The sequence below is a fragment of the Lactiplantibacillus garii genome (assembly GCF_003885105.1).
Classification (GTDB): Bacteria; Bacillota; Bacilli; order Lactobacillales; family Lactobacillaceae; genus Lactiplantibacillus; species Lactiplantibacillus garii.
Window position 1 is genome coordinate 44893 of record NZ_QWZQ01000013.1, and the last position, 20359, is coordinate 65251.

The window sequence follows — 20359 nt, forward strand, 5'->3', positions numbered from 1 at the left end:
TGACCGTTTTGCCCTTTAAGACTTTTTTACCGGTCTTTTGCGACTTCGACAACTTGGCGTTACGGTAAATATTTAAGTTAGTCTTGGCCTTAAACTTGCCCTTGCTGCCACTGCGCCAGAAACCGGTCACGTCCTGCGTCAAGACCCACTTGTTTAAGCCGGACAGGTACACGATCTGTTTGGAAGTTCCGGCCGTCACGGCCTTGACTGCTTTAATAGTGTACGGCTTCTGACGTTTATCAACCGGAATCGCTTCACCGCCGTAGTAGTTGGTCGCCCGCTTTTTGAGGTAAGCGCGTTGACCAACCTTATACTTGCTATAGGCGTATTTGACTTTAGCCGTGGTTTTGGCGGGAGCCTTCGTAGTCGTTTGCGTCGTTGTTTTAGCTGGCGTCTTAACGGCGGTCGTCGTTGTGGCCGGTTTGGCCGTAGCGGTCGTCTTAGTCGTCGTTGCTTTTTTAGTCGTCGTCGCCTTTTTGGTGGTGGTGGCCTTTTTCTTCGTTGACTTACCTAACCACCAGTTCAACGTATGGTACTTGGGTACCGTGGCCTTATCGTACAGGCTGTTATCCACGTGTTGGTTCAACGACGAGAGGTAGTAGTTACTCGAATACTGCCACAGTGAAAACGAGATCGTTGGCCGGTGCGAGTAGTTGGCGATCCACTGGGCGTCAAACGCCTGCCGTGCGGAGTTCGCGTAGGTCGTTGCAAATGATTGGTAAGAATAGAAAATTAAGTGTTTCTTAGTTAATTTCCGCATTTCTTGGTACCAGGCTTTAACGGCCGCGTTAGCCGCGGCACTGCCCATCGACGTCGTTTCAAAGTCTAATACGTAAAAACGGGTCTTTTTATTCGCCCGCTGGTAAAAACGCTTAGCTTCCGCTTTGGCACCGGCAACGCTCTTAAAAGTTGCGAAATCGTACGAGCCAAACGGGACCCCGTACTTCACGTACAAACTTTCGTTATTTTTATGATGAATATCTTCATAATTGTAACCGTATTGCACCCGGTTGATCACAAACTTAACCTGCGACTTCATGCTGTGGACCTGGGTACTCGTCAAGTTCCCCTGCCACTCAGAAATATCGGGTACGGCCGCCTTAGCCTGCGTCGTCGCGCCCATCGTTAAACAAAAGCCCACGGTTGTTAATGCTAATCCCCATCCTTTTTTTAGTCCCACATTCAATTCACCTTTCAAAGAAAAAATTTATAATTCCAAATTAAAATCCAACACGTTAGTTCCGTAAGCTTCAAAACTTTCCCCGCAAAACTAGCGGCTGACGCAGTGAAACTGCCAACCGTAACCGTTTAACTATGTAAATTTTTAAACACTCCCGTAATAACCAGTCAAAAACTAGCCCGTTGAACAATTCTTACTAATAACTTAACATAAATAAACTAATATTAGCAGTTACAAAAAGATTACAAAAAGTAACTTAATGCGGTGACTAGAAGCCTTCTTGGTTATAACAGCCGAGTTTAGGGGCCCATAACTCTCAATCATTTCCTAATAGGCGTGATTATTTTTAGGACGTGAACGGCTCACCAATTGTTTCGAATTAGGTGGCAAAATGATAAAATTTCAATTATCGTCACAATTTATGCATAATTTAGTTCTAAACTTGAATTTAAGCACGACTATATTTTTTTAAAGGACTTACCGTTTATGTTAATTACTATTTGCATTCTTTTAGCCCTGCTACTAGCTGTCGGTCTTTGGCTTATTTACCGTAACCTGAAGCAACCGTACTTACAGCCAACTAAGGCGCTGCCCGTGCAAGACCAGCTGAAGCTGCAGCACCGCGCTCGCAAACACCTGACCCAGCAGTCACCCCGGTTACGGGCCCTGTTTAGCGTCACGCAAGCCGCTTGGATCGTGGGACTGGTGCTTATTTTGATCAGTGTCTACGACCTTGAAGCCAAGTTATCATTGCTGATTTTTCCCACCGGGACGGCGATTACGAGCGTGATTTTGTTACTTTGTGGATTGGTCTTACTATTCGTCGTACCGTTAACGTGGCCCACCCAAAGTTACGATTACTGGGTCCGCGCTAAAGCCGACCAGCTGGGCTTTAAACCGGCTCCCGTGGCCACTTTTAAACGTTACCGGCGGCAAGCCGTCTGGAGCGTGCTCGCCTTTGACCTGTTTATCCTGGTCGCCTGGATCAGTCGGGCCTTAGCAACCAGCACCGCGCCCGTTTTAGTGGTTGAATATCTAATTATCTGTGCCATCATTGCCATCCCGGTCGTGGCCCTGCTAACGCTGCTGATCCAGTTACCGTACCTTTATCAGTCCCGTTATTTAGAATTAAAGTCCGGTCAAAGCGTTAAATTTGGAACCCTGCACTACCAAGCCAACCGGGCGTTACTCAAGCAACAGCCCGACCTCAAAAAACGGGTCGTGACGGTGGCCGTGGCCCGCTTGATTGCGTTCATATTTGCCATCATTGCTTTTTGGACCCTTTACGCTAACATCATTGCACCCAGTTTTGCGGTGGACACTTCCGCCGTCTTCCCGGCCGCCATTTACGCGCTGATCACCCTCGTGATTTTAGAGACCATCGGCGCGCTGTGGCCGACGAAGCTGTACGATTACTTACGCCTATTAAAAACTGACCAATTACCCTTTAAAGTCAGTGGTAGTGACCGTTTTGCCAAGTTTCATTACCACCTGTACTACTTCCACCTCTGTGCCGGCATCGTGTGGTTAACGATCTGGTTAGCCATCGTGGGGGCGTACTACTACTTCGGTTAACAAAAGCTATTAAAAAATAGACGGTTCCCCAGAAAATCATTCGGGAAATCGTCTATTTTTTGATATGTACTCACCAAGCCTAAGCCACTTCAACCGGGGTATTAGGACGCACGTTTTCATAGAACCACTTGGCATCCGCCACCGTTAACCGAATACATCCATGGGAGTTTGGAATCTGGCCCAACTGTTCGGCTTCGTTAACGACGTAGTGACCGTTAACGTCCATTGGAACCGAATGAAATAAAAATTCACCGTAATTTTTAAACGAAACCCAGTAGTTGGCTCCTTCCTTAGAAACCGGATTATAAAAATGTAACCCCCACTCCGGCAGAATGACGAACAGCCCGGTCGGTGTGTCCGCCCCGGAGCGGCCGGTTGAAGCTAACATCGTCTAAAGCGTTTGGTCACCATCCACCAAATAAACCCGCTGCCGGGCCAACGCAACCTTAACTTGGAGGTACGGGTGCCGGGGGATTTCGGGATAGGCGTGCCGCATTGATGGGTGTCGTCGCCCCCGCCGCTTAACCGCGGACTGTTGAACCGGCCGAGCCGGTTCACGTAACCTTGCCCGGAGTATGACGTTATACCATCCCACCAGTAGAACCCCAACGCAGCCAACCATGGTTAACCCTTAATTAGGACCACTTTCATCATTTATCTTCCCTCGGGTGGACTTAAATGCCCTTTGTTTTTGTAATTTGCTTTTTAAAGTAACACCCGGTCGAACTAGTCACAAGGGAATATTTACATATTAATTTATTCATATTGAACGGTTCCTGGCGAGTAAACATTTATTTTGCTTCAGCGGTGACGTGTTTAAGTGATTACCACGCGATTAATTCTAAGTCGTTGCAAAACTTAAAGCCCACCGTACTTCGGACTCACCACCGATCCGCCTTAAAAATCTTGAAACGTGATGGTCCGCTGTTCAGCGTCAATTTGAACGTGGCTTCCCAGCGGTGTGCTGATCATTGGCACCGTGTGACAACTATCATAGTCGTAAATAATTGGTAACGGTTGCCCGTTCAACACTTCTAATAAAATATCAACGGGCCGCCGGTGAGTCCCGGCATCGTCAAACAGCGCGTGTTTGCCCAAAATCACACCGGCAACTCGCTGAAAAACGCCCGCCAGTTGTAACATCACAAAGTTTTTCTCCAAGGTTGCGGCGTCCTTTTCGGCGTCCTCGATAAATAACAGGTCACCGGCTTGCAGCTCAGGGTAGTATTGCGATTTGAACAACCCGTACATCGTATTGAGATTCCCACCCATTAAACGACCACTCAAAACGGGTTGCTGGGTGTAGTGCCAAGCGTTGGGCCGTAATTTTTTAGGATGCTCAAACTGCTCCCAGTTGCACGCTTCATCCGTCCATTTTTCCGGTGCCGACACGGTCACGGTTGCGTGCGACGCCGCGCTGACAATCGTGAGAAAGTTTTCCCAGGTCGGTTCCACCAGCGGCGACCACTCCCCCAGTGAAGCCACTAAGGCCGGGCCGTAAATCACCCGGCAAGCCGGGGCCTGCGTTTGAACTGCCAACAATAACGCGGTCACATCCGAATAACCCACCACCGTTTTGGGGTGGCGGTTCAGGTACTCGTAATCTAAATACGGTAAAACGGCGTTCGTATTATTGCCACCAATGGTTGCCATTAAGACGTCCAGCCGGTCGTCATGGATCAGCGCGTTAATTTCGGCGGCCCGTGCTTGAATAGTCCCCGCGCGGTAACCATCCCGCCGTCCCGTTAAGGCCCCACAAACTAGTTGGACGTGATGAGCCGCTAGAAAGGCCCGCGCCCGGGCAAACCGGTGCGGCGACAACGCCGTAATTGGCGTCGAACTGGAAAAACAGCCAATAATCATAAATCCACCACTTTCTCATCGTTTTGTTATTTAGCATACCGCTAACCACTGCAAAAGACAAAGCTCAGTGGGACTAGTGCAGCATCCGCTAATTATAAAAAAATGGTTCCCATTAACTGGCAACCATTTCAAAAACTTATTTAGTTTTGACGTAATTCTTATTCGCCGTAAAGAAGTTCCCCTTATTCGTCATGTAGTAACGGGATCCGGTCGAACGCTTGTAGACGGCGACCGTTTTAATGGCCTTGCCCTTTTTATGCATCACAACCCGGTCGGCCTTTTTGAAGGAACCGTTTTTGTAAGTGTAAACGTTCTTCTTAGCCACGACTTTTTTACTGCTTGGTACCGATTCGTAGTAGGCGTGGTCGGTCTTAGAAACCTTCCCCGTCACGTAACCGCCGGCAAACTTGATCCGGTAGTAGTTGCCGTGTTTAACCAGCTTGCCTTTGTAAGTCCCGCCCTTAGGCAAAATGGTGCCGGTCGGGTTCTTTAAGTTGATGTCACTGTAAAGTTTAGCCTTACCGCGTAAAGTGTAACTACCGTGTTGACCGACCCAGTAGCCCGTCACATCCTGTGAACGTACCCACTGGTTTAACCCTTTGAGGTACACGAGCTGCTTGGATGAACCGGTTGTGACCGACTTAACGGCGCTAATCTTGTAATACTTTTGTTTCGCACTACTTGGAATGCTAGCACCCGAATAGTAAGTCGTCGCCGCCTTGTGTAGGTAAACGTGCTGATTCTTTTTATACTTGCTATAAGCATAACTAGTCGTTTGGTTCAGCCACCAACTGAGCGGGTGGTACGTGGTGACCGAGGCACTGTCAAACAAGTTATTATCCACGTACTGGTTTAGCGCGGACAAGTAGTAGTTGCTGGAGTACTGCCAGAGTGAAAACGAAATGGTCGGTTTTGACGAGTAGTTCGCGATCCACTGGGCGTCAAAACTTTGCCGCGCCGTGTTGGCGTAAGTCGTCGCAAACGACTGGTACGAATAAAAAATCAGGTGCTTACTCGTTAACTTCCGCATCTCCGTGTACCAAGCCTTGACCGCCGCGTTGGCCGCCGAACTACTCATCCCGGTGGTTTCAAAGTCTAAAACGTAAAACTTGGTATTTTTATTGGCCCGGTTATAGAAATCCTTGGCTTCCTGAACGGCACCACTCGTGGACGTAAAGGTTGCAAAATCGTACGAGCCAAACGGCACCCCGTACTTCACGTATAAGTTTTCGTTACTAACGTGGTGAATATCCTCGTATCCACTGCCGTATTGAACCCGGTTGATCACAAAATCCGTTTGACTCTTCAAACTTTGAACCTGGGTACTCGTTAACGCCCCCTGCCATTCCGAAATATCCGGTACCGCCGCCTGTGCGTGCGTCGCCGTCACTAATCCTACGAAACTTCCAACGACCATTAGGACTAACCGCCACTTTTTATGCAATTTCACCATCATTCGCCTTCCCATAAAACATTTTATATGTAAAATAATATCTACCATTAATATTAACGATAAAATGGCCGGAAAGGTTCTCAAACTGATGTCATTCGCTTTACAATTTCTTTACATTGGTCTGGTTAAAGCGTTAAAAAAACGCGGCCCTAGTAAGTCGGGCCGCGCATTTGGCGTTTGTTACAATCAATTAAAACGATTATGTAAATTATCAATCAGTAGTCATTAATGGGCCGCAGAATGCGTTGGCGTCCCGTTCAGTGACCGTACCCGGGCCACGTTTTGCTGGGGCGTTAAAACGTTCATCCCCGGCACAAACCGGTTAAGCCCGTACGTAAACGTCGTCTGAGCCGTCACGTTACCTTCAATGGCCGCTTCAATGCGTTGGTCATGCCAATCTTCCATCGTTATCCCTCCCCACTACGAAATTTTTCCAGCCGGTACAGGCCTTCCTCATCGGGAAACGGTCCACCGGCCTTCACGTGATACCCCATTCGCCGGTAAAAGTTGACCGCCGTAATTGACGCTGGGATCTCAATGCGGTGGGCCCGTTTAAAGTACGGGTCCGCCTCTAACGTGTTAATGATCAACCGGCCGCATCCCCGCCCCTGAAACTGGGGGTCCACAAAAATCGTGAACAGGCTGCTCTCATCTTGACGTCCCCAGTAAGGTCCGATGGCGCCGGTCGCAATAATCGTTGGACCCGCGCATATGACGTAAAAATGGGTCGCGGCCGCCCGTTCGCAAAACCAGGCGGGGGTCATTCGCTGAACAAGCTTATTTAAGTACGCTGCGGAGTAGTCGGCTGCGTTGCTGCTCCGCAACGTTTTAGCGACCAGGTGGGTTACTGCGTTAGCATCTTGGTCTTGAAATTTACGTACCGTTAACATTTAATTTCCACCTTTCTGGGTACTCGCAAACCACGGTTCGTCAATCGTTAGCCCACCGGCATTCAAATCAACGGTCGCACGGGCCCCATACGGTAAGGCTGTCCGGGAGAACGCGTACCCAAAGTTAACGTTATATAAAATGGGTAAGGCTAAGTCGGCCGTTTCTTCACCCAAAGTTCCCGCGGATAGTGAAACAACGGCCATCCGATCACCGGGTTGTAGTGCTGGCGGTTTCAACACGGCTTTCACTCCCTCCTTTAAATGAATTAATTCTCATTTTATCATTAAAAATTAATAATTCAATTACTCCTTTACTTTAACGCTCGTTATTACCCCGCTAATAATCGTCCTGATTCTGAAGGACTTCCCAGACGCTTTTCATAAACACCCGGTTTGTTTTTTAGCACCAAGTCTGTCACAGTAATCAGTAAATAATAAATTTAATAAAGTGAGTTTAACCAAATGTTAAGTGTAAAACAACAATTGATCCAGGACGTCCCGACGATCGAAGTCGTGGACGCAAGTTTAATCGACCGACCGCTCCCCCTCGTCATTTTTTACCACGGCTGGCGTTCCCAAAAGGACCTGGTCCTGACCCAGGCCCGTAAACTGGCCAATAAACGGCTGCGGGTCGTTTTACCCGACGCCATGAACCACGGCGACCGGCAAGAACCCGTCAGCAGTTTACCCTCGTTTACGTTTTGGAACAGCATCCAGGGAAACCTGGCCGAATTCGACCTGCTCGTTTCGACTTACCGCGACCGGGGGCTAATTTTAGACGGAAAAATTGGGGTCGGCGGTTATTCCATGGGCGGGATGACCACCGGCGCGCTTTTGACCCAGCATCCCGAGATCACGGCAGCCACCATCATCATGGGGACCCCCAATTTAAACGCCTACGCCCAATTAGTCCGCGACTACGCGGCCGAACACCACGTTTACCTGCCAACTAGCATGGCGGCTTTGACCAGTTGGATCGACCACTTCGACTTAAACCGGCACCCCGAAAAAATCGCGAACCGGCCCGTGTTGTTCTGGCACGGGACCGCGGACGAACGGATCCCGTACGAGCAGTCCCGGGACTTCTTTGACCGCGTGCACACCGCCCCCTATGCTAGTCAGGTCGCGTTTATCACCGGCTATCAGGCCAAGCATTTGGTCAAAATTCCGTTAATGAATAAAATTGCCAATTTTTTTGACTACTACCTTAATTAAGAAACCCGCGTGAAAGATGACTCAAAATTCAACAACAATTCAATCCGCCGATACCGGCGACTATTTGAAAGTGGCCGCTTGCACCGCGGTCATCATGCAATCGGTCCTCGCCGTCGCCTTAAAACAACCGTTACCCACTAAGTTTGAGTGGCTGATTGGGTTAACTTATAACTTCGTAAAATTCACGGCACCCGCGTTTATCTTTGGAATTTTATATACGACGACCCGCACCACTTTTCCTAGCACCCTCAAAGCTTACCCGGCGTACCTGCAACAACAGTGGTCGGCCCTATTCGTCCCCACGATTTTTTGGACACTGGTGTACCTGCTGGGATTGCCGGGGCAGCAACAGGGGCGACCGTTTAATAGTTGGTTAACGTTTGGTTGGCAGGCAATCAACGGTAACGCCGCGCCCCACCTGTGGTATAACACCATGATGTTGCAATTTATTTTACTGATGCCGCTTTTTTGGGGGCTGGCCCGCTGGTTAAAACGGCGTCCCAAACTGGTCCTGCTGATCCTCAGCTCGTTGTTTGCGGCGTGGGTCATTTTTTACGACCGCTTCGTTTGGCACGGACCGTTACAACGTTCATGGTACCTACTAGACCGGGTCTGGTTAAGCTTTGGGCTGTACGCCGGGTTCGGCACAGCCGCCGCCGTTTTTCCCACAACTTACCGGGATTTATTGCGCCGTTACCGGTGGGGACTGCTCCTCGCTTGGGGCGTGGCGTTTAGTTGGACCGCAATTCAATTATTTTCGGCGGGACTCCCCGTGCGTTTCAGTAACGCGCCCTACGTCCAGCCGTCCATGGTCCTCTACGCACTCGCGACCATTGGGCTGATCAGTTGGTTTGCGGCCCACCAAATCACCCGTCACGCCCGCAGTTTACACTGGATCCACTGGTTAGCCACCTACGCCTACCGGGCCTACCTGGGGAACGTCTGCTGGTTACAACTAGTTTGGCGTTTCAGCCGCCACTGGCTAACGGCCGCCCCAATCGCGGTCACTTTGCTCAGTTACGCGCTGACCTGGGTGCTCGCGTTTGCCGGGGCGGTCGGCTTACACCACCTTAAACGCCGGTTACTTCAATCAAAATAAGCGTCAAAAAGGGTGAACCCTCGCAAGCTAGCACAGCTTACAACGGTTCACCCTTTAATTACGGTGCAATGTTATTGTCAACGTTAATTTTGACGAGCGGGCCGGATGCGTTTGCCCCAATACTGGAAGTAATCAGTCCGTAACGCCCCGTTATAGAGCTTCCGGCGCTTCGTGGCCTTTTGACCAAAGTAGTCTTCAAATTCCAAGTCACTGGTCAAAATGTACTTACTCCAACTTGGTAACTTGGCGTAGACCTGCCCCATTTGCCGGTACAAGATCCGAACACTGTCCCGGTCGCTCAACCGTTCCCCGTATGGCGGGTTGGCGATGATGACCCCGTTGATCTTATCGGTCGTAAAATCTTTTACGGCTAATTGTTTGAAGTGAATGTCGTGCAATAATCCGGCTTCACGGGCGTTTAACTTAGCAATGTCGATCATGCTGCCGTCAATATCATAACCGCTGATGTCCAGTTCGGTATCGTAATCGGCCTGACTGTCCGCCTCGTCGCGCAGTTCCTGACTAAGCCCCTTCGGCACCCAGTCCCACTTTTCACAAGCAAAGCTCCGGTTAAAACCAGGAGCAATGTTGCGCGCAAGCAGGGCCGCTTCAATGGGGATGGTCCCCGACCCACAAACCGGGTCAACGAACGGGTTGTCCGGGTACCACTTCGCTAACATGACTAAGGCCGCCGCCATGTTTTCCTTTAACGGCGCGCCCCCCTTTTCGACCCGGTAGCCCCGTTTGAACAAACTGGAGCCGGTCGTATCCAGGGTCAGTAACACGTGGTCCTTGTTGATAGCCACTTCTAGCGGGAACAGCGCCCCGGTTTCGGGTAAGTGCCCGTTGCGGTGGTAAGTGTCGGCTAATTGGTTAACGATGGCCTTTTTTACGATCGACTGCACGTCGGGGACGCTGTGCAACTTGGAATTACGGGACTTCCCTTCAACCGGGAACTCCGCGTCCATTGGTAATAATTGGTCCCACGGTAACGCCAACGTTTTTTCAAACAATTCATCAAAGGTGTAGGCGTCAAATTCACCGACGATGATCTTAATCCGGTCGGCCGTCCGTAACCATAAGTTAGTCCGTAAAATATCCTTGATCGTCCCGTTAAACCGGACCCGACTGTTTTCAACCTGGGTGTGGTAGCCGAGGTCCCGTAATTCGCGACCCACCAGGGCTTCAATGCCGCTAGCCGCGGTCGCAATTAATCTAAATTCTTCCATTTGTATCCTCCTAAAAGGGTGTGCTTGGTTAAAGATTCGTTTAAAATTGATTTCACCGTCTAGTTTACCATATTTACTTGTTCGGTAACTTTCCGCATAAAAAAACTAGGACAAAAGCGAACTTTTGCCCTAGTTTCCTGTCTAAATGTAAATTCCTGTAGGCCATGTTTTGTACCATACCAAAGAACAGGCGTCTGTTGATACGGCGGTAATCATCTATCTCGAGATCACTAGAATCTCCCCCCACATTTAGTTCAGTTACCTATGTGAAGCGCCCCTACCGTAGTTTGGGTTGCCCGCTCGCGGGGTTTACCTCGTTCCACCTTGGTCATTTCCAACCAAGTATCGTCACTGTGGCACTTTTCAGGGATACTAGAGCATAGCTTGCGCCTTAGCTGGTTTTCCCGCCGTTACCGATAAAATCGGTACCCCGGCTTATTTTTTCACCGAGCACGAACACTACAAGCATCGCAGCTTGTGCGAGCATGGACCTTCCTCAGCCGACATAAGCCGACCGCGATTACCCAGAATTTACATTGAATCACGTTTAAAGACGGTGTGATTCATTTTGATTATTATCTAATTGTGCCCCGAAAACGTGGCGTTCCAAATTAGACAAACGTTTCAGAATATCCATATTCGTCACCGTACTTGCCGGTTGTGAAGATGGCGTGGAAACACCCACGGCGACCTGTTTGGTCAACTCGTCAACCTTGGCACGTAACCGTTCGTTTTCATCTGAAAGTTGTTGGTTATCTTTAGTAAATGACTCATAGTCCTTAATGACATTATCCAAGAAGCCGTCCACGTCAGCCGGGTCATAACCCCGCATCTTGGGCTTGAATTCTTTTTGAAGGATGTCTTTGGGAGTAAAATTACGTTTAGCCATATTTAAAAACACCTCATTGTTATTCGCGCAATGCCTAGTAAGCATCCGCATTACTTAAAACATTGTAGCAGACTTTATTCAAAATTAAAACCATTATTCTGTTTTTCTGCATATTCGTTGGCACTTTCCTGTAACCAATCGAAGTCGATCAAGGTCAGCGGGTACGGATGCCCCTCCGCGTAAGACCGAATCAAATCGTAGTCGTACGAAGGTTTACCAGGGTTATCAGGATCATACACCAAGGTGGCCGCGTCGGTGTGGGTCACCATGAAATCTTGGTAATTTTTTAATTGTTGCGGATTCTCATAAGCTTGCTTACTAACCGGCGCGTGAAAATCGACCCGAGCCAACAGTGTTTGTAACTTAGCCTGATTATTCTCGTTCCAGCGTCCGCCAAATTCTCCGTACGGTAACATCATTGCGACTTTTAATTCAGGATAAGTCTTTTTTAATTCCAAGCCAACTTCGGCCGCCCACTGTTCAATGCCGAGTTGACCGCCCGTGATCAGCCAATCCACCCCGTCTTCGATCTGGGTCGTCAGGTAATTCGTCAGTGCATATTTAATCACTTTAAGTTTATCATCCTGCTCCCCAAACACGTTCAATTCGTAACTGCGGTAACCACTCAGCCACAAGCGACTCACAAAAAAAGTCCCCTTTCTATCAAGAAGTACGGACAAAACATCACAGATATTTCACATTACTTCTAATAATGGTAAAATGTAACATTATTAGGAGGTTGATTAATGTGACGATTCGCTATCCAAACGGTAAAGTCTATCGCCAACCTAGCCACTCAAAGTCAAAACCTTCCAAGTTTGCCAACGTTAATTTTGGCGACCGGGGAATGAGTTTGGAAGAAGAGATCAATGATAGCAATACCTATTATCTCGAAAATGATATCGCAGTTATCCATAAAAAGCCAACGCCCATTCAAATTGTGAAGGTTGATTACCCTAGTCGTAGCGCCGCCGTCATTAAGGAAGCTTACTTTCAACACGCCTCGACGACCGACTACAACGGGGTTTACCGCGGCAAGTACTTAGACTTTGAAGCTAAGGAGACGAAAAGCAAAACGGCCTTTCCGCTCAAAAATTTTCATGATCACCAAATTAAACACATGCGCCAGTGTTTGCACCAGGGCGGGATTTGTTTTGTGATCATCCGGTTTGCTAGTTTGGGGCGTTTATTTTTATTAAAAGCTACCGACCTGTTTAGCTACTGGGATCACCAACAAGACGGTGGTCGCAAGTCAATTCCACTCACGGACATTGAACAGCGGGCCGCGGAGTTGCAGTACCATATCAATCCCCTCATTCCTTACTTGAATGCGATTGATAACATCATTGATGAGAAACCATCAAGTAATTAAAGGAGAACATCATGGCAGGTAACAATGAACAAAACTCACGGGTGGCTCGTAATAAGAACCAACCGCAGCCGCCGAAAAAGCACTGGTTTCGGCGAATTATTTTGACGTTATTAGCGCTGTTTGTGATTGGCGTCTTAGCGGGGACCGGGTTGTTTTTCTACTACGCCCAGACCTCACCGAAGATCTCGGAAGCCGCAATGAAGAGCGAAGCTTCCACTAAGATCTATGATTCAAATAATAAGTTAGTCGCCGACCTCGGGACCAACAGCCGTAAGTACGTCAAATCCAGTCAGATTCCCGACACGCTCAAAAACGCGGTCGTTTCCATTGAAGACCGGCGCTTTTATAAGCATAAGGGGGTCGATTACACCCGGATCCTCGGCGCGGCCCTCGGAAACTTAAAGGGCAGTTCACTGGGAATGCAAGGTGGGAGTACCCTGACGATGCAACTCGTCAAACTCTCGGTCTTCTCCACCAAAACTTCCGACCGGAACTTAAAAGTCAAGGCCCAGGAGGCTTGGTTAGCCCTCAACGTGGAAAAGCATTTCAGTAAATCCCAAATTTTGGAATTTTACATCAACAAAGTTTACATGGGTAACGGTGTTTACGGGATGGGCACCGCGGCGTGGTACTACTACAATAAGCCGCTTAAAGACTTAAGCCTCAGCCAGTTAGCGTTATTAGCCGGCATGCCACAGTCGCCGACCTACTACGACCCAACGTCCTACCCGGCTTACGCGAAGAACCGGCGCGACCTCGTTTTACAAGCCATGTACGATAATAAGGCGATTACGAAGCAGCAGGAAACCGCCGCCCAAAACGTCAGCATCAAGTCCGGCCTCTCTTCCGCGGGTCAAAAGAACCTCGCCTCGCAACAGTATAAGAGTAAGGTTGCCGATTCTTATATCACCGAGGTTCGTAAAGAGATCGTTAAGAAGGGCTACTCAACGACCGATAACTTGAAGGTGTACACCAACCTCAATATGAACGCCCAACAGCGCTTATATGATATTGCGAACACCTCCACTTACGTCAACTACCCGAATAACCGTTTCCAACTCGGGGTTTCCGTCGTCGATTCGTACACCGGGAAAGTTTCCGCAATGATTGGTGGGCGTAAACACACCAACGTCACCTACGGACTGAACCGGGCCGTTCAAACCGACCGTTCAAACGCTTCGACCATGAAACCAATTTTGGCATACGGGCCGGCCATCGAATACAACAGTTGGCCAACCTATAAGTCATTAGCCGATACTAAGTACAAGTACCCGGGCACCGACATTACCCTAAATGACTTTGACAACAAGCACTTAGGGAACATGACGATGCGGCAAGCCCTCGTCCAATCACGGAACATTCCGGCCGTGCGGACTCTGGAAGCCGTTGGCCGGGACAAGGCCAAGACCTTCGCCAATAACCTGGGGATGGGCCTGAAGACCGTGAACTACTCGAATGCCATCGGAGCCGAAGTTTCCTCCTTACAAGTTGCCGCTGCCTACGCCGCCTTTGCCAACGGCGGGACCTACCACAAGCCGTACTACATCAACAAAATCGTTACGCCGGATAACCAGTCGACGTCGTACAGCAGTAGTGGTAAGCGTGTCATGAAAGCGTCCACCGCCTACATGATCACCGACATGCTCAAAGGCGTCATCAACAGTGCCACCGGGACCGGGACGACCGCTAAGATCAGCGGTGTTTACCAAGCCGGTAAGACCGGGACCGATAACTACGCCGATAAGTACAAGGGCAAGGTGCCTTCCGACGCCGAACCGGATTCGTGGATGGCGGGTTACACCAAGAACTACTCGGTAACGGTTTGGACGGGTTACGACAAACCGGGCGACTTCTCGCAAGTCAACTACATTGATAACAGCACGTCAAAAATTTCACAGGATATTTACCGTGAAATGATGACTTACTTGCAAGAACACTCGCCAAACTCCGATTGGACCAAGCCAAGTTCCGTCGGCACGGTCAAGAAGAACGGGGTCGAAGAACTGTACGTGGTCGGCCACCTTTTCTCCAATTCCGAAGCCGCTTCGGGAACGTCCAGCAAGGACAACACGAGCTCGTCAATTACTTCCAGCACCGAATCAAAAGCTGAAAGCAGCAGTAGCAGTGAGTCTTCGTCCGAATCTTCGAAGGAGTCTTCTTCTTCGGAATCATCGAAGGAATCCTCCTCTGAAGAATCCAGCAGCAGCGAAGCTAGCAGCAGTAGTTCGGAAGCAAGCTCCAGTTCGGAAGCCAGTTCCAGTTCGGCTAGTTCGGAAGCCGCACCGGCTACTGACACAAATAAAGCCGAATAATTTCAAAACGTTTTAACCTAAAAAGGCTGTGACATAAGTCACAGTCTTTTTTGTATCTCCGCACAATTATTGTCGAAACGGGTTTCAAAAGTCAGCGGGCTCCGCTTAACGGCGGATGTCAAACAATCCAAGCCCAGGATTATCCGCCATCCGCCGTTAATGCTCACCAACTAACCGACTTTTGACACACGCTGTTTTTATAGGTTTAACCGCTGATTAAGCCAGTAGAGCTGCAGCCCGTTCTTTGCCAGGCTTTGGCGGACAAAGTGGGATAAGCGCCCCGCCTCCACGGTAACGTCCTTAGCGGTCAAATTAGCCCGTTTTAAACGCCGCTTGACTTGTAGGGCGCTCGGCACTTGGATTCGTAAATGGTGGGCGGTCACTTCCGACTGCGGGAAACTAGCCAGCAACCGTTCCTGACCGTCCGTCGTGAGCGCGCGCCGATCAATTCGCAATAACGTCGCGTGCTGAACGTCCCGTTTAATTGTGGTCATCGGCGCGTCGATCACGACCCGTTCGTTTTTGATTACGATTAGGCGGGTCAGCCACCCGCTTAAAAGGTCTAAATCCCGCGTCCGCAGTAGCCACCCTAACGAGCAGTACCGGGTGACTTGCGAAACGGCCCGCCAATAGTCTTGCCGTTCCCAGTAAGTTAACTTGACCGGTGGATCGTCCAATAACAAACAGTCGGTCGTATTTACGGCAGCGACCGCTAATTGAATCTTTTTTTCGGTCAGCCACGTCATGGCGGGGCGGTGATCAACGACGACGTCTAACGCGGCCAATAAGCGGGTTAGTTTCCGCGCGGCCGCCGTACTTTTAGTGACCCGTTGCTCCCACCCGGGACTTAAGGCCTTACCAATACTGACCGTCGCGTCAATCAATGCCACCCGGTCATCACGGGAGCAGTAGTCGGTAATGACTTCGTAACTGTACGCAACGTGACTTAAAATGCGGCGGTCAAAATCAACAAACTGGGGCGCACTGACGCCCGCGACCGCCACCACGTCGTGTCGATAGACCCGCAGCGCAACGTCCCCGTATGCCCGCGCAAGCTTATCAGGTTGAATTTCAAACACTGGCATTGCCATCTCCATCGCTCCCCTTTTTTTATCGTTACTTGCATTATAGGGAACAGCGGTTTTCATGAAAATTAATCACACCTATTTCAATTAGTTGCCATATTTAAATAACGATGTGGAAATCCGCGCCGTTATTTTGATCCCGGACACTCATAATGCGACTGTGCACCGCCCCGTGCGACTTAACCAAAATAATACTCAATTTTTACATAAAGTACATTCGATAACCAACTTTTACCTTTAGAATACAATGTATACATCAATAAAGGAGTTAGATTTTTGTGGTAGCCATTAAGTTAACCAACCTAACGAAACGTTATCGGGATACCGAGGTGATTGCCCCCCTCAACCTGACCCTGCCTGATCAACAGATCACCGCCCTGATTGGTCCTTCCGGCTCGGGTAAATCCACCCTGCTCAACATGCTGGCCGGACTGACCCAGCCCACCAGCGGTCAGATCAGTTTTGATCAGCAGGTCGTTTTTGACAGTCAGCAAAACGTTAACGTCTCGCCCGCCAACCGCGGCCTCGCCATGGTCTTTCAAGACTTCGCACTCTGGCCGCATATGACCGTCGCCCAAAACGTCGCCTTTGCGCTCGAAACCAAACTCAGTAGCGCTGAACTAACCGAACGGGTTGCATGGGCCTTAGACCAAGTCGGGCTCAACGACCTGCGGGACCGTTACCCCCGTGAACTTTCGGGTGGACAACAACAGCGGGTCGCGTTAGCGCGCGCCATTGCCGTTAAGCCCAAACTGATTTTATTCGACGAAGCACTCAGCGCGTTAGACCCGCAGTTGCGGGCCAGCTTACAGGGAGAGATCAGCAACTTAATCCACGATAATCACTTAACGGCGGTGTTCGTGACCCACGACCGGCAAGAAGCCCTGCGGATCGGGGACCACGTCGTTTTGATCCATGACGGGGCGGTCGCCCAAAGCGGCCGGGCAACCGAACTCTACCAGCACCCGCAAAGCGCGTTTGCGGCGAGTTTTATTGGCCCCGTGAACGAAATTGACGCCCACACAGCCGTCCGTCCCGAACACGTCCAGTTAGTGACAAACCTAACACCGGCCGACGCGCCGCGCTTTAGTGGTCAAATTTTAAGCTCAGCTTTCATCGGTGACCACTTTGACACCCTGATTCAGGTCGGCGACCACCAGTGGCACGTCAACACGCTGACACCGTGTCAACCCGCACCCACGCAGTTAGCCGTCGATTCAGAACAATTGATAACTTATTAGGAGGAACAACATGTCTAAAGCACCCATTCTCGCACTATCCGCCCTCGGCATCTTAATCATTGGGGGTGGCGCGTACGTCGCTAACCACCAAAGCAAGCCGGCCACCGCGGCCACGGCTAAAAACCAGGTCCTGACCGTTTACGCGGCCGGTCCCAAACCGCTGTCCGATAAAATCGTAAAGGGTTTTGAAAAGCAGTCCGGCATCAAAGTTAAAACGTTTGACGGCACCACCGGTAAAATCTTAAGCAAACTCAAAGCCGAGGACCGCAACCCACAGGCCGACGTGTTGATCTTAGCGTCGATGGCCGCCGGAGTCGATTTACAAAACCAGGGCAAGCTGGTCACATACGATGCCAAGCGGGTCACCAAGTTGAACCCCAAGTTCCAAGACACTAAGCACCAACTCTTTAACTACAGTGCTTCGGCCGTCGGCATCACTTACCATAAAACTAGCGGCCAAACAGCACCGACTGACTGGACGGACCTCACCAAGAGCACGTATAAAAACGCGGTGACCATCCCCGATCCTAAAACGTCCGGTTCCAGTTTAGACTTCATCAACGTTTACCAGCAAAAACACGGTGACAGCCTATTCAAAGCCTTAAACCAAAACGGGGCCGACATTGGCGGGGCCAATAAGGAAGTTCTGGACGCCGTCGTCACCGGCCAAAAGAAAGCCGTATTGGGTGGTGTTGACTACATGAGTATCAGCGCCATCAAAAAGGGTGAAAAAATCGGCTTCGCCTACCCGAAGAGCGGGACTCTCGTCAATCCGCGGCCCGCAATGATCTTGAAATCCAGTCAACACCAGGCGGCCGCTAAAAAGTTTGTCGACTACCTGCTTTCTGACAAGGTCCAAAAACAAGTCAAAGCAAAGTACTTAATTCCGGGGACGGCAACGGAGCTGGTCAACCCGTTAAACGGTGAAACCATCAAGAGTTACGACGTTAACTGGAAAGCCGCCAACGACAGTCTTCAAAAAAACATCCGCACGTTTAACCGGGTCTTAAAAAATGACTAACCACCGGACCCGCAACTGGCTAAGTGGGGTCCTGACGCTAGGGCTCGCCCTCCTGATCATTGGCCCCCTCGTCGCGCTAGTTAGCCAAACGTTATTCGGCAGTCGCCCGGGTGAGCTGTGGCGCCAATTGACCGCCCCGGTGACGCTGACCAGTCTGCGACACAGTTTATTACTAGGCGCTGGCACGATCATCGGGACCACCCTGATTGCGTCGCCAATCGCGTGGATCATGACCCGGACCAAACTAGCACGCGCAACCTGGTTACACTGGTTACTGCTCGTCCCGTTCATGACACCACCCTACATCAACGCCATGGGTTGGATCTATTTTTTTCAACCCCACGGGCTGCTCAACCAACTTGGCGCCCCCGCCGGTAACTTTCACTGGTTATTTTCACCGTTCGGCATGATGTTGATCATGAGCTTGCACTTATATCCGGTGGCCTACCTACTGCTCAAAACGGCCTTAAACCAGTTTAACCAGCGCTGGCTCGACGCCGCGACCGTGCACGGCGTTTCCGCGTGGCGCCAACTGACCCGGGTGACCCTACCAATCCTGCTGTTGCCGTACCTGGCCGTTTGGGTACTGGTTTTTACTAAAACTTTGGCTGAATTCGGTACGCCGGCCACGTTTGGGCGCAACATTCATTTTGAAGTGTTAACGACAACCATCCAAAAGGACCTCAGTCAGTGGCCGCTCGACTTTAAAAACGGGGTTTTAACGGGGAGTTTACTCCTGGTAATCGCCTTATTAGCCTGGTTAATCCAACAGCTCTTCTTAAACCGACCAGCTGTTAAACTGACAACGAATCAAGCCCCTAAACTGGACCAGCGTCCCGTGACAACGGTGCTAGCCGCCGCGTTCACCAGCTTACTAATACTCGCCGCGATGGGCGTGCCCTACGTTTCCATTATCACCCAGTCACTATTCAAACAGCGCAGTGCCGGGATTGCCGCGGGCAACTGGACGTTGGTGCACTATTTAGACCTCCTGCGTTTTGACAGTCCGGCCTTTCAGGCTTTGATTACAACGTTCGGGTTAGCTTTAGCAATTGGTATCTTGAACTTAGCACTAGGCCTGCTCATTAGCTTAGGAAGTGTCACGGCCACGTTACCGCGGTGGATTCGACAAACGTTAAAGGTGCTCGGGGCCCTACCGTTAGCCATCCCCAACGTGGTGTTAGCCCTCAGTTTGATGATCCTGTTTTCGCAGTGGTTCGCGTTTACCAAGCTGTACGGGACCGTTGCCATTTTGATGATTGCCGACATTACGCTATTTTTACCCACGACCGTCCAGTACCTGACCACGGCGTTACACGAATTTGACACGACCCTATTGGCTAGTGCTCGGGTATTTGAACCTAGTCAGCGCCGGATTCTGTTTAAAATCGTGTTGCCCGTATTACTCCCAGCGATGCTGAATAGTTTTGCGATGGCGTTCATCGCGACCAGTCGCGAGCTGGTAGTGGCGTTACTACTACTGCCATCCGGGATGACCACCATTTCCTCGTTTATCTTTCAGTCCTTTGAACAGGGCGACGCCTCCCAAGGCATGGCGTTAGCCGTTATCACCGTGTTAATCACGTTTATGATCATGCTCGGTACGAACCGACTGATGAATCCGACCACAAAAAACAAGTAGTTTAAGCAAAAACGGGCGCCCCCGTCCTTAGATGGATGGGGGCACCCGTTTTTATGCTACTGATTGAATGATTCCGCCGCGTGGACAGCGTTCCCAAAATACAGGACTAAATTAAAATTGATAACGACATGATTCCAAATAAAAGTTATTAGCCAGTCGTGTATACATTGTTGAGTAGTACTGACTTACAAGAATGGGCCACAATTTGAGGACTACTTGGTTTATCATATAACACCTCCATTGAAATATTATTAAGTTATACTGTTGCGTGATGTTTAGGAGTGTTTACATAC

Annotated in this window: 19 protein-coding genes, 1 other RNA gene and 1 pseudogene; 8 read left to right on the plus strand and 13 right to left on the minus strand. The window is 49.9% G+C overall.

All coding sequences use genetic code 11. The features are described 5' to 3' along the window. Positions 1 to 466 precede the first annotated feature (466 nt). Positions 467 to 1123: pseudogene (locus D1831_RS14980) on the minus strand (GH25 family lysozyme); the annotation flags it as partial. 543 nt (positions 1124 to 1666) lie between these two features. Between D1831_RS14980 and D1831_RS05400 the strand changes: the two are divergent. After that, a complete protein-coding gene (locus D1831_RS05400; RefSeq protein ID WP_125071907.1) occupies positions 1667 to 2755 on the plus strand; it encodes a hypothetical protein in 1089 nt (362 codons plus the stop codon). 79 nt (positions 2756 to 2834) lie between these two features. Here D1831_RS05400 and D1831_RS05405 read toward each other — a convergent pair whose 3' ends face one another. The 7 genes from D1831_RS05405 to D1831_RS14600 form a co-directional block, all read right to left on the minus strand. Then, on the minus strand, positions 2835 to 3143 hold the full coding sequence (locus tag D1831_RS05405; protein ID WP_125071908.1) for a L,D-transpeptidase: 309 nt from the start codon (positions 3141 to 3143) through the stop codon (positions 2835 to 2837). A 3-nt stretch (positions 3144 to 3146) separates the two neighbouring features. Continuing rightward, positions 3147 to 3350 carry a hypothetical protein gene (locus D1831_RS05410; protein ID WP_125071909.1) on the minus strand — a complete coding sequence of 68 codons (204 nt, stop codon included), beginning with the start codon at positions 3348 to 3350 and terminating at the stop codon, positions 3147 to 3149. Positions 3351 to 3652: 302 nt separating this feature from the next. Next, positions 3653 to 4618: a S66 family peptidase gene (locus D1831_RS05415; protein WP_125071910.1), complete on the minus strand. Its 966-nt coding sequence runs from the start codon at positions 4616 to 4618 to the stop codon at positions 3653 to 3655. Between the two features lie 136 nt (positions 4619 to 4754). Beyond that, the gene (locus tag D1831_RS05420) at positions 4755 to 6068 is read right to left on the minus strand and encodes a GH25 family lysozyme (protein WP_125071927.1); all 1314 of its coding nucleotides are present in this window, start codon (positions 6066 to 6068) and stop codon (positions 4755 to 4757) included. 228 nt (positions 6069 to 6296) lie between these two features. Further along, positions 6297 to 6476, minus strand: a complete 180-nt coding sequence (locus D1831_RS05425; RefSeq protein ID WP_125071911.1) for a hypothetical protein — start codon at positions 6474 to 6476, stop codon at positions 6297 to 6299. 2 nt (positions 6477 to 6478) lie between these two features. Beyond that, a complete protein-coding gene (locus D1831_RS05430) occupies positions 6479 to 6961 on the minus strand; it encodes a GNAT family N-acetyltransferase (protein WP_125071912.1) in 483 nt (160 codons plus the stop codon). Continuing rightward, the gene (locus tag D1831_RS14600) at positions 6962 to 7201 is read right to left on the minus strand and encodes a hypothetical protein (RefSeq protein WP_225422788.1); all 240 of its coding nucleotides are present in this window, start codon (positions 7199 to 7201) and stop codon (positions 6962 to 6964) included. A gap of 222 nt (positions 7202 to 7423) precedes the next feature. On the opposite strand from D1831_RS14600, the gene D1831_RS05440 reads away from it, so the two are divergent. Both D1831_RS05440 and D1831_RS05445 read left to right on the plus strand, forming a co-directional pair. Then, complete coding sequence (locus D1831_RS05440; protein ID WP_125071913.1) at positions 7424 to 8176, plus strand: alpha/beta fold hydrolase; 753 nt, start codon at positions 7424 to 7426, stop codon at positions 8174 to 8176. A gap of 16 nt (positions 8177 to 8192) precedes the next feature. Beyond that, the gene (locus D1831_RS05445; protein ID WP_125071914.1) at positions 8193 to 9275 is read left to right on the plus strand and encodes an acyltransferase family protein; all 1083 of its coding nucleotides are present in this window, start codon (positions 8193 to 8195) and stop codon (positions 9273 to 9275) included. A gap of 83 nt (positions 9276 to 9358) precedes the next feature. Here the strand turns inward: D1831_RS05445 and D1831_RS05450 are convergent, their stop codons facing one another. The 4 genes from D1831_RS05450 to D1831_RS05465 all read right to left on the minus strand — a co-directional run bounded on the left by D1831_RS05450 (position 9359) and on the right by D1831_RS05465 (position 12037). Continuing rightward, positions 9359 to 10504 (minus strand): THUMP domain-containing class I SAM-dependent RNA methyltransferase, encoded by a 1146-nt coding sequence (locus D1831_RS05450; protein WP_125071915.1) that lies wholly within the window; start codon positions 10502 to 10504, stop codon positions 9359 to 9361. Positions 10505 to 10657: 153 nt separating this feature from the next. Further along, positions 10658 to 11036, minus strand: an RNA gene (gene rnpB / locus D1831_RS05455) — RNase P RNA component class B. A 15-nt stretch (positions 11037 to 11051) separates the two neighbouring features. Continuing rightward, positions 11052 to 11393, minus strand: a complete 342-nt coding sequence (gpsB, locus tag D1831_RS05460; RefSeq protein ID WP_125071916.1) for a cell division regulator GpsB — start codon at positions 11391 to 11393, stop codon at positions 11052 to 11054. A 74-nt stretch (positions 11394 to 11467) separates the two neighbouring features. After that, the gene (locus D1831_RS05465) at positions 11468 to 12037 is read right to left on the minus strand and encodes a DUF1273 domain-containing protein (RefSeq protein WP_125071917.1); all 570 of its coding nucleotides are present in this window, start codon (positions 12035 to 12037) and stop codon (positions 11468 to 11470) included. A gap of 104 nt (positions 12038 to 12141) precedes the next feature. Here D1831_RS05465 and recU point away from each other — a divergent pair, with 104 nt between their 5' ends. Together recU and D1831_RS05475 are read left to right on the plus strand one after the other, a co-directional pair. Beyond that, positions 12142 to 12765 carry a Holliday junction resolvase RecU gene (gene recU, locus D1831_RS05470; RefSeq protein ID WP_125071918.1) on the plus strand — a complete coding sequence of 208 codons (624 nt, stop codon included), beginning with the start codon at positions 12142 to 12144 and terminating at the stop codon, positions 12763 to 12765. Positions 12766 to 12776: 11 nt separating this feature from the next. Next, positions 12777 to 15077, plus strand: a complete 2301-nt coding sequence (locus D1831_RS05475) for a transglycosylase domain-containing protein (protein WP_125071919.1) — start codon at positions 12777 to 12779, stop codon at positions 15075 to 15077. Between the two features lie 197 nt (positions 15078 to 15274). On the opposite strand, the gene D1831_RS05480 is transcribed toward D1831_RS05475, so the two are convergent. Next, positions 15275 to 16168 carry a hypothetical protein gene (locus D1831_RS05480; RefSeq protein ID WP_125071920.1) on the minus strand — a complete coding sequence of 298 codons (894 nt, stop codon included), beginning with the start codon at positions 16166 to 16168 and terminating at the stop codon, positions 15275 to 15277. Positions 16169 to 16440: 272 nt separating this feature from the next. Between D1831_RS05480 and D1831_RS05485 the strand changes: the two genes are divergently transcribed. The 3 genes from D1831_RS05485 to D1831_RS05495 are packed head-to-tail and all read left to right on the plus strand — an operon-like array spanning position 16441 to position 20066. Beyond that, positions 16441 to 17403 carry an ABC transporter ATP-binding protein gene (locus D1831_RS05485; protein ID WP_125071921.1) on the plus strand — a complete coding sequence of 321 codons (963 nt, stop codon included), beginning with the start codon at positions 16441 to 16443 and terminating at the stop codon, positions 17401 to 17403. Between the two features lie 10 nt (positions 17404 to 17413). Beyond that, positions 17414 to 18424: an extracellular solute-binding protein gene (locus tag D1831_RS05490; protein ID WP_125071922.1), complete on the plus strand. Its 1011-nt coding sequence runs from the start codon at positions 17414 to 17416 to the stop codon at positions 18422 to 18424. Continuing rightward, positions 18417 to 20066, plus strand: a complete 1650-nt coding sequence (locus D1831_RS05495) for an ABC transporter permease (RefSeq protein ID WP_125071923.1) — start codon at positions 18417 to 18419, stop codon at positions 20064 to 20066. Before D1831_RS05490 ends, D1831_RS05495 begins: the two co-directional genes overlap by 8 nt. Positions 20067 to 20359: the final 293 nt, after the last annotated feature.

Coding starts and splice junctions, on each gene's coding strand:
- D1831_RS05405 (WP_125071908.1), bottom strand. CDS start 3,143: ATGTTAGCTTCAACCGGCCGCTCCGGGGCGGACACACCGACCGGGCTG.
- D1831_RS05495 (WP_125071923.1), top strand. CDS start 18,417: ATGACTAACCACCGGACCCGCAACTGGCTAAGTGGGGTCCTGACGCTA.
- gpsB (WP_125071916.1), bottom strand. CDS start 11,393: ATGGCTAAACGTAATTTTACTCCCAAAGACATCCTTCAAAAAGAATTC.
- D1831_RS05445 (WP_125071914.1), top strand. CDS start 8,193: ATGACTCAAAATTCAACAACAATTCAATCCGCCGATACCGGCGACTAT.
- D1831_RS05490 (WP_125071922.1), top strand. CDS start 17,414: ATGTCTAAAGCACCCATTCTCGCACTATCCGCCCTCGGCATCTTAATC.
- D1831_RS05440 (WP_125071913.1), top strand. CDS start 7,424: ATGTTAAGTGTAAAACAACAATTGATCCAGGACGTCCCGACGATCGAA.
- D1831_RS05415 (WP_125071910.1), bottom strand. CDS start 4,618: ATGATTATTGGCTGTTTTTCCAGTTCGACGCCAATTACGGCGTTGTCG.
- D1831_RS05430 (WP_125071912.1), bottom strand. CDS start 6,961: ATGTTAACGGTACGTAAATTTCAAGACCAAGATGCTAACGCAGTAACC.
- D1831_RS05480 (WP_125071920.1), bottom strand. CDS start 16,168: ATGGCAATGCCAGTGTTTGAAATTCAACCTGATAAGCTTGCGCGGGCA.
- D1831_RS05425 (WP_125071911.1), bottom strand. CDS start 6,476: ATGGAAGATTGGCATGACCAACGCATTGAAGCGGCCATTGAAGGTAAC.
- D1831_RS05400 (WP_125071907.1), top strand. CDS start 1,667: ATGTTAATTACTATTTGCATTCTTTTAGCCCTGCTACTAGCTGTCGGT.
- D1831_RS05450 (WP_125071915.1), bottom strand. CDS start 10,504: ATGGAAGAATTTAGATTAATTGCGACCGCGGCTAGCGGCATTGAAGCC.
- D1831_RS05475 (WP_125071919.1), top strand. CDS start 12,777: ATGGCAGGTAACAATGAACAAAACTCACGGGTGGCTCGTAATAAGAAC.